Genomic DNA, 13,034 nt, shown 5'->3' with positions numbered 1-13,034 from the left:
TTAATTGGGTCAACAGGTAAAAAATGAGTAAGATTACTCATTGACAATAGTGTTTTTAGCTTAACTTGTGAGCAATGGCTACACCATTATAAAAATAAGCTTTACCGTCAATACTCCGGACAGTTTTTAAAGAGCGAAGCTTGCTGAAGGCATCGCATCCTTATTTAAAAACTGTTCGGAGTATTGTAAAAGTACGGTTAGAGGGGGGTGCGGGATTGTTTTTTTCCTAATCAAGAGAGTTAATGCCTACTTGTTGAAATATTCATCTTCTTACAAATTGGTTGTTTTAGGCAAGCGATCTCAAAGTCTATCCAACCGGAGGCTGTGGAGTAATCGCTACAGAATTAAAATCAAGCAATTAGTGAGCAGCAGGTGCCTTGGCTCCAGTGCCTCCCTTGCCGAGAAACAGCAGCAATGGCAGCGAGCAGAGAAAGAGAATGCCGACAAAGCGAAAAATGTCTGCGTAGGATAGAACGGCTGCCTGCGTATTGACTAATTGGGAGAGCGCGGCGAGGGCTTGTTTTTGGGCAGTTGCGGCATCAAAACCGCGACTCTGAAACAAACCAGTTAGTGCACTGAGCCGCTCAGTTGTTTCTGGATCGTAAGGCGTTAACTTTGCCAACAAAATGGCTCGATGAAAAGCCTCTCGTTGAGCCAGTAATGCGGTCAGAATGGCAATGCCAATACTACCGCCGAGCTGACGAGTCAAGTTATAGAAGCCCGATCCAGCCGATACATCTTCTTTGGGGATGGAACCCAATGTTGCCAAACTCAGAGGCAGGAACATCAAAACCGTAGTTGCACCGCGCCAGATTAGGGGCCAAAACAAATCATCAGTTCCGGTTTGGGGCGTGATTTTTGCCAGCTCGAACATGACTGCTGCGGTTCCACAGGCTCCCAGCGCAATTAAAATGCGGGCATCCACCTTAGTCGAAATTTTTCCCAATAAAACCATTATGATGGCGGACGCTAAAGCTCCTGGAGCGAGTAGAAATCCGGTTTGCATTGCCGAAAATCTCAGCACGCCTTGAGCAAACAGCGGTACAGCAAACAAGGCTCCGTACAACCCCATGCCCAAAATACCAGAGTAAAGGCTACCGGCTGCCAGGGATTTATGCCGCAGAACCCGCAAGTCAACTGCTGGTGCTTTTGTGCTGAGTTCTCGCCAGATGAACAGAAACAGCCCCATAACCGCCACAAACGCCAGGAGGGTAATGAAACCAGATTCAAACCAGTTTTCTTTTTCCCCTTCTTCCAAAAATGCTTGCAAACTACCTACCGCAATACACAGCAGTACAATTCCTGTCCAGTCCACTTTCTGCTGCCTCCGTCCGTGTTGCTTCGAGTCTGGTCGCAGGAACACGATCGCCATGATGACGGCCACAATACCGACGGGCAAATTGATAAAGAAAATCCAGCGCCAGCCTAATGTATCGGTCAGATAGCCGCCTAGCGTGGGCCCAATAGCCGGACCTGCAATCACCCCAACTCCAAACACCGACTGCGCTAACCCCTGTTCCGCAGGGGGAAAAGTTTCAAACAGAATCGCTTGCGCTTTTGCCAACAGTCCGCCTCCACACAAGCCTTGAAGAATTCGAGCTACCACCAGCACTGGCAGGTTAATGGATAAACCGCATAACACTGAGGCGGCTGTGAACCCGATCATTGAAAAGACAAAGTAGGTTTTCTTGCCGAAGAAGTCCCCCAACCAAGCAGAGAGCGGAATCATCACAACGTTGGCGATCGCGTAACCCGTTACGACCCAAGCAATTTCGGTCACGGTTGCGCCTAATGTCGCCTGCATATCTGTTAAAGCAACGTTCACAATGCTGCTATCAACGACTTCTAGAATGGCTCCTAAAGAAGCCGTCAGGGCGATCGCCCACTTGAGCGGTCCCTGCACGTATCCCGCTGGATCGAAGGCAGATTGTTTCAATTTTTTTAATGGTTTTGCTCGCTTTTGTTGAGCGTTTTGTTGAGCGTTTTGCTGGTCTTGAGGCTCAGACTGTTCCAAATCGGTAAAAGCCTGAATATCAATAGAATCTGGTTCAGTTGCATGACTCCGTATTTGAGGGCGTTTCATTTTTAGTCTCTACTTCTGCGATCGGCTCCGGCAGTTGCTTCGCACCACCGCAACGGGTTAGGGTGCTTCAATCGGGAAATGCCAAATTCATAAGAAAATTGTCAGGAACCTTCATTCTGGAGACGAAGTACGACTTACAGAAGACGCTGCTGTGCTAACTCCCCGCACCCATAAATCCACACAGCCTTCGATGTATCGTTTACGGCTATAGCCCCGGTTTACTTGAGAAACATGGCGGCGAATCATACCGGACAGCAGCATTCCAGTCAATTGATCCACTGCCAGTGCCAGATCCACATTCGGACGAATACTGCCGCGTTCAACACAGGTTTGTAGATAGGAAATTAGTTTTTCACGGAGCGGTAAAAATGATTGCTGAAGCACCTCCAGCGCTTCTGTCGGATGCCGGTGAGCTTCACCAATAAACATCCGAAATAGAGCTTCGTACTCCTCCAGCATGTCGTCGTGGAGCTTTGCATAATGCAGGAGATCGCGGCGTAGGTCATAAGTCCATTCGTCTTGATGCGCCAACGCCTCCGTCCGCAATGCTGTAATGTGCTGGGCAACCGCACTCAACACTTGCTCTTTGCTCTGAAAGCGGCGAAACAAAGTGACTTCACTCACATCTGCAACACGAGCAATTTCACGAGTTGTCGCTCCCACGTAGCCTTCTGTAGAGAAAACTTCAATCGCGGCTTTCAACAGCCGATCGCGGGTTTCTGCTGCACTTCGATTCGTTCTACTCATCTCAATTAATGTAAGCACTAACTTACATATTCTAGAGCGCCAAAGGGCTGTAACTTCAGCCGAAAGACGGATTTTTTGAAACACATCGGGTGGGATTTACGCTCAGATGCCGGGAAACTAGGGAAAATCGTCGCGCAAATAAACTAGAGATCGCAGCAGGAAACCCGGTTTCTAGGCTAAAGCCGAGAGGTAGAGTTGAGGGAGTGTTGCCACTCCACCACCTCTGTTCCGAAACCATGCTTGCGATTGTTCACCGCACAGATTGACGGGGCGACAATTCCGTCAAAAGTCTTACCTGTAGCCCAGGAGGGAAACTCGCAGCTCAAAAAAGATGGGCCAAAATTCACTTATTCGCCCTATTAAGTAATTCTGTGCGTGCGGAGCTGTGCGATCGCGTTAAGAATTTTAGAGTTCTGATTGCCCGTCTAGATCTACATATCCGCAATCTATCAGAGCCGGTTTTAATTTAAGCGTTTTTAGGTGTTATAATACTGCTTGAACATCTTGAGATGAAGCAGGTTTCACCGCAAACTGCTGCACTCCTTTATGAAAAATGGCATAGTATCCGTTATAACCGTTAACGAGTTCTAAATCAACCCATTTGACATAATAGAGTTCATCGCCTGTCGCTTTTAATTCAATTTCCAGCAAAGCTTTTTTATTGATACTTTTTGCCAGTTGCAAGGCAGCCTCAATAGCTTCTTTTTGTGTCACAGCCAAAGGAAGTTCGCCATCATAAACGAAGTGCTCTATCAGGAATATCTAACAAGTCCAAATTGTCGAATTAAATTTGTTGGTGCTCCGCTTAATGTTTCTGATTTTACCCTAAAGTTGCGGCGGTTCGTAAAACATGAAGGTACAGATAAATTAGCAGCAAATGGATTGTTTTAAACCAAGCATCCTAACTATTATTGTATCTAGATTTGACTCAACTTTACATCTCTGGTGGCAGCTTGCGATCTAACACTTTCAAGAGCGGAGTCGGGGGCGCCTCCACCGCCTTTCTACCGCCTCGATTTCAGGTGTCTGCAACAACTAACATCGCTCCACTTCTCCTTACAACCAAGCCTGAGAGCAAATGCTCTCAGGCTTTTCTAGCGGGATTTTTAACTGCTTGTTGGATTGGGCGCGCTAACTCAAGCAGAGGATTTGGTTTCTTCAGCTACTTGTTCGTTGTTGGGCAACTCCAGGCAATAACCAGCCCCATATACGGTTTTGATGTACCTAGGATGGCGGGGATCGGGTTCCATCTTGGTTCTCAAGTGTCTGATGTGTACACGAATAGTCTCGATGTCGTCGTCGGGGTCGTAACCCCACACTTCTTTGAGAATTTCGCTGGGAGAAACTGTCTGACCGTGGCGCTGAAGCAAGCAGTGCAGCAACTCAAACTCTAGGTGGGTCAGTTTGACTGTCTGATCGTACCAAACAGCTTCAAACCTTTCGGGGACAAGGGTCAGCGGGCCGTAATTCAGGATTTCGGAGTGTTTGGCAGCTTGGGGGATGCGGTCTGTGCGCCTTAGTAGAGCTCGCACTCGGGCTAGCATCTCTTCTAGTTCAAATGGTTTGGTCAGGTAGTCGTCGGCGCCGGAGTTGAAGCCTTCTACTTTGTCTTGAGTTTGACTTAAGGCTGTCAACATCAAGACGGGAATGTCTGAGGTGCGCTCGTCACGCCGCAAACGCTGACATACGGTGAACCCGTCTACTCTAGGCAGCATGAGGTCTAGCATGATCAGGTCGGGGAGCAGTTGTATGGCTAGTGCCTGACCTTTGATGCCGTCTTCTGCCTGGGTGACTTCGTAGCCAGCCATTTCTAGGTTGACGGCTACAAGTTCGGCGATCGCCGCGTCATCATCAATAACAAGTATCCGGGGCATCATTATTTATCTCACCGCTAACCGAATGGCAGAGCCTACAGCCTTCTGGGGGTTCCAGGTAACTTTAACGAACAATTTTTTAATTTTAAGCTTCATTAAGGATTATAAGGTTCATTAAGAACTTTGCGGGCTGTGTAAATATTCTTGTAGTAATTATAAGCCCTAGGAGCGCATATCACAAAACTGTTCGCCAAAAATCTTGCTGGGGGCCGGTTTTTTACGGGCAAGAACAGCCTCAACTTGTGGAGGGTGCGCCTGCGACTTGACAGAATCCCCTAACGGTAGCCCGCGTCTTGCAGAACCCAGTTAACCATTAACTGTTACCTGTTAATTTTTTGAAGAGGTTAATTTTTATTAAAAAAACTTTAGTGTTTTTTGAGGGGTAGTGCTTACTTCTTTCGGGTGTTGACGCTACATTTAAATAATATCAATATAAGTATTGATAAAAAAACAAAATATATTCTATTGTTTAATAGAATCCGATAAAGGTCAAATAATCAATCCCGTCACCTAAAAATTTTAAGCCGATTTTTTTGCAGGTGGGGCTGATTTTCTAATCTGCCTGGAATCAGCAAAACAACCGCTTGCATACCTACTGAGGGCGAGTTTGCGATCGAGCTGGCTGAGTATTTTTGCTTGGTATAGTCGCCTTAGAGCCTAATTTTTGGAAATAAAGACCCCCGATGGTGGCTAAGAATATTGTGTAAGCCGCCGCTTGAACGAGATAAAGTCGATCTCTGTATCCAAATAGTGCTTTGAGAACGACTCCCGGAAATTCCCGATCGGGCAAAGTTTCCGCTGCATTCCACACCATCGGGCCTAAAATACAAGAGTGGAGTGATGCGAGGCGATCGTAATAAACACAAATCGCTGCATACTTGCTATTCATCTGGGACAAAATCCCAGCGGCTTGGTCAAAATGTTTGAGTGCAGATACTGCCAAACCTGCTACGATTAACAGCAACAAAATCCCCATAAACTTGAAAAACAGGCGGATATCAATTTTGACACCCCACTTGAACAGTAGCGCGCCAATGGTTGCCGCCCCAGTCAAACCGCCCAAAGCTCCCAAAGCGGGACTCAAACCTTGTTGAAACTGAGCACTGACAAATATAACTGTTTCAAAACCTTCGCGCAGTACCGCAATAAAAATTAAGCCAAATATGCCCCAGCCGGCATTGCTATTTTCTGTCAAAGCTGCTGTAACTGCTCCTTCAACTTCTGCTTTGAGAAAGCGCGCTTGCTGAGTCATCCAAATTAGCATCCAGCTTAGCATTGCGATCGCCACAATTCCCAACACGCCCTCTAATAGCTGTTTAATTACTGGTGCGTAAGGCTGCTCGGAGGTTGATAATACTGCCAGCAACCCATGGAATAGAGCACCGACAAAACCGCTAGCAGCAATGCCGGCTGCGACACCTGCATAAACCCATGAATTGAGGTGACTTTGCTCGGATTTTTTGAGACAAGCTAGTACAATTCCGACGACTAAGGCGGCTTCTACGCCTTCGCGCAGGGTAATTACAAAAGTCGGTAGCGCTTCACTAAAATTCATTTTTTATAATCATGGGGCATGGGGGAGAGGGCAGGAGCATGGGGACTTGGTCATTGGTCATTGGAAATAACAACTCACCAATAACCAATAACCAATGATTAAATCAACTATAATCGCGCAGCATTTTTTTCAATTCTACTTGGTGCAATTCTTCTTGTCCAATTAGATTGCGGGCATATTCTTCCAAATAAACGCTGGAGTCAGTCACAACTTCAAGTAAAAATTTATACTTTTTAAGCGCTTTTTTCTCGTGATTTAAACTTTCTTCTAACAAGTCTTTCACCGAGTGTTTGTAGGTTTCTTCTATGGGAGCAATTTTCTGACTGGGATGCCCCTCTAAACCGGTGAGAATTTCTCCTGCTTGTTGGGCGTGGAGTAGGGATTCCGTTGCTTGTGCTTTAAAAAACTGCACGATGGGAATCCGGTTTGGTCCTGTCACCATTAGTGAATAGTGGGTATAGCGCACGACACCTGCAAGTTCCCATTCCATGATGGTGCATAGCAGTTCCTGGGTTTTTTTCTCGTCAAGTTCTTTCATTTGTTGTTTTAGAAGTAGCAGGCCTTAGAGGGCGCTGTTTATAATACCACATTTAAGTTAAAAATGAAAAGTAAGGTGCTGATAGCGCACCTTACCGGAGAGATGTTGTATGTGAGTTACGGGTTAACTTCTAAGGTTCCAGTAGGAGCAAACACTACAGTAAACTTAAAGAATGCTGCTGCACTGTTACCCCTGCTAGTTTCAGAAGATTTCAGCAGATTTGGTAAAGGAGTTTCTTGGGTGTAATCCTTGGCTGGTTGATTGAGAGGCTCGAAATTGCCGATCGCGCCATCTTGACTTGTAGTGACTCGATACACTAGATTTTGATTGAACGTAGGGCTAGTTTGCCAACTTCGATCGATGCGATCGTAGACTTTCAGAGCTAACTCATCTAGTTTTACGCGATCCGTAATGTCTGCTGTCTGATTTGTTTCATCCACCGCCTGAACTTCCTGCTCGCCTGCTGATACAGGTACAGCTTGGACAGTCTTATCTGTAGGGCTACTTGCAATAGCCGTTTCAGTAGATGTATTAGTGAAAGGTACAACCTGTGGAGACTTCTCAAGCAGCTTTTTTTGGCTGTAAACAACTAAACTGGAATTATTTGTAGTCGCAAGCGCACTGCTACTGGCAATAGCTGGTTCCGCCAGCCCCTTAGCAACAGCGTTAGCGGGATTTTTGCCCTCGATGGTCAAAGACTTGACGTAGGAACCGAGAAACTTTTCTTTTTGGCTGACGCGCCACATTGAGATAGGAAAAGTCACAAAGAAAAGAGTCAAAACTCCCATACTAATCCAAACTATTTTGTGCATCTCCCTGGCAGGGAGCGGCTTATTTTTTGTTTCCATCATCAAACCTCACATTACTTAAGTTAACGGCAAATAGGGAAATAGAGGATGCCAGGACATAGCTGTCGCAGCAACTAACAAAGCAAACATCCAGAAAAATATGGTGCGGCTTTTAATCTGCTGATTTTTCCACAGCAGATGCAGAATTTGCCAACTGACAAGCCAACCGACAAGCAACATAGTTTCTTTGCCCGTGTAGCTGCCGATGTTGCCCCACAATTCATCATTAGTCTTGCTTCCCGGAATCCAACTACCGAGGTTCCAAAGCATTTCGTTTATCTCTTTAGATGTGTCCCCTAAATGGTGACTCACCATCATTGTGAAACAACCAATTGCAACGCTAACTATTGCTGCTGCTGCTGGGCCCGAAACGTTAGGCGCAGTTGCCGAACCCTCAGCTAAACCGTTAGGAAAGTGTTTTAATTTGCTCCAAAATTTTCCGTAAAAAGGTTCATCACCCGCATGACTTTGGCGGGATAATTGTCTGGTCATTTCACAAATCTCCTATGATAGTTGATAGTTGAGAGTGGGTAGGGGCAGTGCCACCTTGTCCGCCCTGAGAGTCAATCGAGTGAGAGTTGAGAGTCGATCGATTGATAGTTGATAATTGGCAAATGCTGACTACAAAGAATGAATTTTAGCAACGCCAATTCCACTTACCATGCCACCCATTGAAAAAAACATTAGCGCCATCAAAGCTACACAGGTTGCGGTTAAAACCGGGCGATTCTGCTTTTCTAAAATTGCATCGCCGTAAGTCCACAGAATCCAGGTGCAAGCTATTGCTAATGGCAGGGTAAACAGGACGCTAAACTCGTGATATTCCATCAAAACATACTGCCCTAAAGGCGAGTTTTCTTTCAGCCAAGCCCGAGCTCCGCCAAAGTCCAAGCCTGCTCGATAACGCATATAAGCCCAATTGCCGGTAGCTATGGCTAAAAAGCTCAAAATAGATGACCAAAAGGCTAATGTACGCATTTGCGGCAAGATTTTACCTGCACCCCGCAGCAAGGGGAAAGCTAAATGTCCCGTGTAAACCATCACTACCATTGCAAACATTGCGCCTAAGCCGTGAATGGTTCCCATCAATCGTTGCCAATGGCTGGGATGCAGTAGGTTGACTAAAGGTAAAAACAGAAACATACCAGCCGATAAAAAACTCAGTCCGTAGACAGACACTTGAGCGATATCTAACTGTTTGGGAAATTCAGATGGAACTAAATCGTTAGTTGAGTCTTGGGTTGAGTGCTGCACCACTGGCAAACCTCCTGTAGGTTGTACGGAAAATTACTTGAGAATAAACGCATTAGTATTTTGAGTTTCTTGATAATGCAGGTTGTGCGGGCAAAGCCGATCGCACATTGGCGCGATCGACAACCGCAAACATACTGCTAACTATATCAACTAGCAATAATTCGGACTTTTTAGTTTCTATAAAACGCAATACTTTGGCTGGGACTAGCTCTCTGCTAATTTCACTGTTGCGGTAGTCAAAAACTTAATGCTATTTATTCTCAAGAGTTGAGAATAAAACCAATGAGAGATTTTCAGTGTATTCTTTATATTTTTTTAATATTTTTGTTTGAGCTTGGCGGTGAATACAATTTTGGAGTTGAATCTGTAAACAAATATTGATAATTCTTATCAAAAAGCTTGAATGTGAGGGTGGTCGGTAAAATATCCAAATAATTCTTCAGAATTATTTAATGCAAAATTTCTCATCCTCAAAATTCTGGCTTCACAGCCAGAATCTATATCGAGTAAGCGATCGCCCGCCGCAAAACCCCCGATCGCTCGATCGCATTAATGCCCCCAGAGGGGGTTTTAAATTTTTGTAAAAAATAGTTGACTAAAGAGTTGGAAGTTCTCTCGTTTGGGATAGATCGATGCACATACCTGATGGTTTCCTTTCACCCCCAGTAGCCATTGCCACCGGCATAGCAAGTGCAGCAGTAATTGCAGTTGCCCTAAATCGAACCCGCGCCAGTCTTGGACTTCGACAAGCCCCAATCATGGGCTTAACTACAGCTTTCGTGTTTGCAGCCCAGATGATCAACTTTCCCGTAGCCGGTGGCACCAGCGGCCACTTGTTGGGAGGGGCGCTCGCATCCGTCGTTCTGGGGAGTCCTTGGGCGGCAACTTTAGCGATGAGCACAGTTTTTATAATTCAGAGCGTCTTGTTTGCCGACGGGGGCATCACCGCCTTGGGAGCCAATATTTTTAATATGGGGCTAGTTGGAATTTGGGCGGGCTGGTGGCTGTTGCAGCCGTTGCAGCAACTGTTGGGAGGTTCCCGAAATCGTTTGCCGCTAGCAGCAGGGATTGCCGCCGCCCTTAGCGTTGTGGCTGCTTCGATTTGCGTGGCGATCGAACTCGCAATTTCTGGTACAGTAGCGCTCAATATCGCATTGCCAGCAATGGTAGGCGTACATATTTTAATTGGGATTGGCGAAGGGGTAATTACAGGCGGCGTTTTAACTTATCTCGTCAAAGTGCGGCCGGATTTACTGCCGGGACAACAGCCACAATTGCAGAAATGGGTAGTGCCAGTAATCGGAGTTTTATTAATTTCGGGGGTGCTTTCGCTGTTTGCTTCAAGTTGGCCTGACGGGTTAGAATCGGTAGCCGAAAAACACGGCTTTAAAAATAAAGAAGCTGTGGCGATCGAAAATCCTACTCCTTTAGCAGATTACACAGTTAAAGGATTAGAAGAACAGCCTATTGGTACTAGCATTGCTGGACTGTTAGGGTCTGCATTCAGCTTCGGCGCGGCTTTTGGAATTGCTCAGTTGGTGGTAAAACCTAAAGATGTCTAAACTCTCCATACCTTTTCGATTGCGAGTGTCTCTCACAATTGTGATTGGCATGGGTTTTCTGAAGACAGGCGCTTGGCTGTGGCTGGGAATTTATGGGGCGATCGCATTTTTTTGGTCGTTTCGGCTCAGGGCTCCGGTGCGAACTCTAGCGCAACTGTTGGGAGCAGAATTGCTTTTTCTCTCCTTATTAGTGCTGCCCCAAGGTTGGGAACGAGCCAGTTTTTTGTTGCTGCGTTCCCTAATTTGCCTGCTAATTATGAACAGCTTCCTGCTAACTTTGCCACCCCACAGTTTCGGAATCGCCCTCAAAGGATTACCCCTACCAGCAGGTTTGCAAGAGATTGTACTTTTAACAGGACAATACTTAGAAATCCTGCTGACAGAAGTCAACCGCATGAAAATATCTGCCCAACTCCGGGGCTTGTCCGGTACCGGAGGATGGCTGCGTTACGCGAGTGCTTCCATGATCGGAGCGCTTTATTTGCGAAGTCTCGATCGGGCAGAAAGAGTACACGCCGCCATGCTAATTCGCGGCTATAAAGGAAGTTTGCCCTCCGACTCAAAATCGACACCTAAAGAGCGACTCTGGCTGACACTAGCAATTTTAATAGCAGCCGGATTAACAATAGCTTCTTACGGTAATTGGGAATGGGTAATTGGGAAGGGGTAATTAACTGGTTCCCAAGCTCTGCCTGGGAACCGATGTCCAGAGGCTCTGCCGCGCTTCTTGCGGAGGAAAATTAAAGGCAGAGCCGACCGATCTGCGTTACCAGGCAGAGTCTGGTAATGAGTAGAAATCATTGAATCTAAAATCTAACATCTAACATCTAACATCTAAAATCGGATGACTAATCTCAAATCCGCACCAACGATCGAAGTGCAAGACTTAGTATTTGGCTATCCCGATCAAAAGCCAATATTGCGGGGAATTTCTTTTAGTTTCCAACCGGGAGAAAGAGTTGCTCTCCTCGGTCTGACAGGTGCTGGTAAAAGCACTTTGCTCGAAAACTTAATCGGATTAAAAATGCCTCAAGCGGGCGAGATTAGAGTGCAAGGAAAAAAGTTGGAAGAGGCGAATTTATCGCAGGCGCGCAGGCAGATTGGATTTTGCTTTCAAGATGCTAACGACCAGCTATTTATGCCGACTATTTTAGAGGATGTCATGTTCGGGCCGCGCAATTACGGAGTGCCACCCGGAGTTGCGCGCGATCGAGCTTTAGCGCTATTAGACGAATTTGGTTTAGTAGAATTTGCCAACCGTTCTGCCCACGAACTTTCTGGAGGTCAAAGGAGGTTAGCAGCCTTGGCAGCAATTTTAGCATTAGAGCCGGCAATTTTGATCTTAGATGAGCCGACTAATGGACTAGATCCCTCGTGGCGGCGTCACTTGGCGTCAGTTTTGTCCCAATTGCCGATCGAGGTAATTTTGATCGCTTCTCACAACTTGAATTGGATCGGGAAAACGACTCAAAGGGCGTTAGTTTTGGCGGATGGTGAGATAAAAATTGACAGAAAAACCAAAGATTTGTTGGCAGATAAATCAACTCTAGAATATTACAATTTGCCACCAGATTGGTAATTAAGTATTGGTCATCAGTCATTACATACAGCAGTGATAACTAACCACAAGAGCTGGTAAAAATTGGGGGACATCACAGACTATGTATATCTGAAATTAAAGCTCGAATTTGCGAACTGCTTCATTATAAAAATGAATAGCTAAATCGCGAAGAATTTCTTCATTTTGAAAATCATTTCCTAACTTCTCTTTCGCCGTTAAAACACACATTTTCATCAACTCGGATGAACTTTCGATGTGAAGCGCGATCGCACTTTGGTTTTGTTGAAACCCAACCTCGATTTCCGCAAGCATTTTGACCGATTGATAATTAGCAGATTGCTGTAAATTTGCCGCCATTTTTTCCTGCTTTTTCCTTTGGACTTCCTCGGAAAAACCCGCAGCAATGAGCCCCGCCGGTAACGCAAAAATACCTATTCCCAAAAATGCTAATATTGCGCCTAAAAATTTCCCTAAAGGAGTGATTGGATAAATATCACCGTAACCGACAGTAGTTAATGTCACAACTCCCCACCACATTGCATCGGGGATGCTCGCAAAAGTTTCTGGATGCGCCTCGTTTTCAACAAAATACATGACGCTAGAGGCAAATATTAACAGAATAAAAACTGCAAATGCAGTGGCAATTAACTCCTCTTTTTTAGCGTACAATACTGCTCCCAGAGTTCTAAGTAATTCTGAATAGCGGCTCATTTTTAGCAACCGCAACAAGCGCAGTAGGCGAATTAAATTAACGAAGCTTAAATTAGGAAATAACAGCAATGAGTAAAAGGGTAGGATTGAAATTAAATCTATCAGACTTAGCGGTGTAAGACCGTATCTCAATCTTCCCCAAAGCGGGTGGGTGTATCTGCTATCGACTGTACACACCCACAGCCTCAAAATATATTAAATTGTAAATACTAAGGATGAAACAATTGACGGGGTGACAACCCCGTCAAAAGCTTGATAAAATCAAGGACATAGCCCTGTACCCCCTCTGGAAGAATGGCAG

14 protein-coding genes are annotated in these 13,034 nt (G+C 45.6%); 3 read left to right on the top strand and 11 right to left on the bottom strand.

Going from position 1 to position 13,034, the window contains the following annotated elements:
* Positions 1-358: 358 nt before the first annotated feature.
* The 10 genes from QUA53_RS27525 to QUA53_RS27480 all read right to left on the bottom strand — a co-directional run bounded on the left by QUA53_RS27525 (position 359) and on the right by QUA53_RS27480 (position 9,089).
* Positions 359-2,083, bottom strand: coding sequence for a DHA2 family efflux MFS transporter permease subunit (locus tag QUA53_RS27525; RefSeq protein ID WP_333100926.1), 1,725 nt, complete (start codon positions 2,081-2,083; stop codon positions 359-361).
* 111 nt (positions 2,084-2,194) lie between these two features.
* Positions 2,195-2,830, bottom strand: a complete 636-nt coding sequence (locus QUA53_RS27520; protein ID WP_333100925.1) for a TetR/AcrR family transcriptional regulator — start codon at positions 2,828-2,830, stop codon at positions 2,195-2,197.
* 483 nt (positions 2,831-3,313) lie between these two features.
* Positions 3,314-3,544 carry a hypothetical protein gene (locus QUA53_RS27515; protein ID WP_333100924.1) on the bottom strand — a complete coding sequence of 77 codons (231 nt, stop codon included), beginning with the start codon at positions 3,542-3,544 and terminating at the stop codon, positions 3,314-3,316.
* Between the two features lie 422 nt (positions 3,545-3,966).
* Positions 3,967-4,704, bottom strand: a complete 738-nt coding sequence (locus QUA53_RS27510) for a response regulator transcription factor (RefSeq protein ID WP_333072153.1) — start codon at positions 4,702-4,704, stop codon at positions 3,967-3,969.
* Positions 4,705-5,296: 592 nt separating this feature from the next.
* Entirely contained in the window at positions 5,297-6,259 is a 963-nt protein-coding gene (locus tag QUA53_RS27505) for an FTR1 family protein (RefSeq protein WP_333100922.1), read from the bottom strand.
* A gap of 103 nt (positions 6,260-6,362) precedes the next feature.
* Entirely contained in the window at positions 6,363-6,797 is a 435-nt protein-coding gene (locus QUA53_RS27500; protein WP_333100921.1) for a ferritin-like domain-containing protein, read from the bottom strand.
* Between the two features lie 116 nt (positions 6,798-6,913).
* Positions 6,914-7,648, bottom strand: a complete 735-nt coding sequence (locus QUA53_RS27495; RefSeq protein WP_333100920.1) for a hypothetical protein — start codon at positions 7,646-7,648, stop codon at positions 6,914-6,916.
* A 15-nt stretch (positions 7,649-7,663) separates the two neighbouring features.
* A complete protein-coding gene (locus tag QUA53_RS27490) occupies positions 7,664-8,137 on the bottom strand; it encodes a hypothetical protein (RefSeq protein WP_333100919.1) in 474 nt (157 codons plus the stop codon).
* Between the two features lie 129 nt (positions 8,138-8,266).
* Complete coding sequence (locus tag QUA53_RS27485; protein WP_333100918.1) at positions 8,267-8,902, bottom strand: hypothetical protein; 636 nt, start codon at positions 8,900-8,902, stop codon at positions 8,267-8,269.
* Positions 8,903-8,951: 49 nt separating this feature from the next.
* Complete coding sequence (locus QUA53_RS27480) at positions 8,952-9,089, bottom strand: hypothetical protein (RefSeq protein WP_333100917.1); 138 nt, start codon at positions 9,087-9,089, stop codon at positions 8,952-8,954.
* Positions 9,090-9,531: 442 nt separating this feature from the next.
* On the opposite strand from QUA53_RS27480, the gene QUA53_RS27475 reads away from it, so the two are divergent.
* From QUA53_RS27475 to QUA53_RS27465, 3 genes are all read left to right on the top strand, one after another.
* Complete coding sequence (locus QUA53_RS27475) at positions 9,532-10,461, top strand: energy-coupling factor ABC transporter permease (RefSeq protein WP_333100916.1); 930 nt, start codon at positions 9,532-9,534, stop codon at positions 10,459-10,461.
* Positions 10,454-11,131, top strand: a complete 678-nt coding sequence (locus QUA53_RS27470; protein ID WP_333100915.1) for an energy-coupling factor transporter transmembrane component T — start codon at positions 10,454-10,456, stop codon at positions 11,129-11,131. Before QUA53_RS27475 ends, QUA53_RS27470 begins: the two co-directional genes overlap by 8 nt.
* A 174-nt stretch (positions 11,132-11,305) precedes the next feature.
* Positions 11,306-12,040, top strand: a complete 735-nt coding sequence (locus QUA53_RS27465; protein WP_333100914.1) for an ABC transporter ATP-binding protein — start codon at positions 11,306-11,308, stop codon at positions 12,038-12,040.
* Positions 12,041-12,136: 96 nt separating this feature from the next.
* Here the strand turns inward: QUA53_RS27465 and QUA53_RS27460 are convergent, their stop codons facing one another.
* Complete coding sequence (locus QUA53_RS27460; RefSeq protein WP_445304992.1) at positions 12,137-12,910, bottom strand: potassium channel family protein; 774 nt, start codon at positions 12,908-12,910, stop codon at positions 12,137-12,139.
* Positions 12,911-13,034: the final 124 nt, after the last annotated feature.

Origin of the sequence: Microcoleus sp. Pol12B3, from assembly GCF_036701355.1 — a bacterium.
Lineage (GTDB): Bacteria > Cyanobacteriota > Cyanobacteriia > Cyanobacteriales > Microcoleaceae > Microcoleus.
The sequence above is the reverse complement of the archived record's forward strand: the minus strand, read 5'-3'. Positions and strand labels throughout refer to the sequence as shown.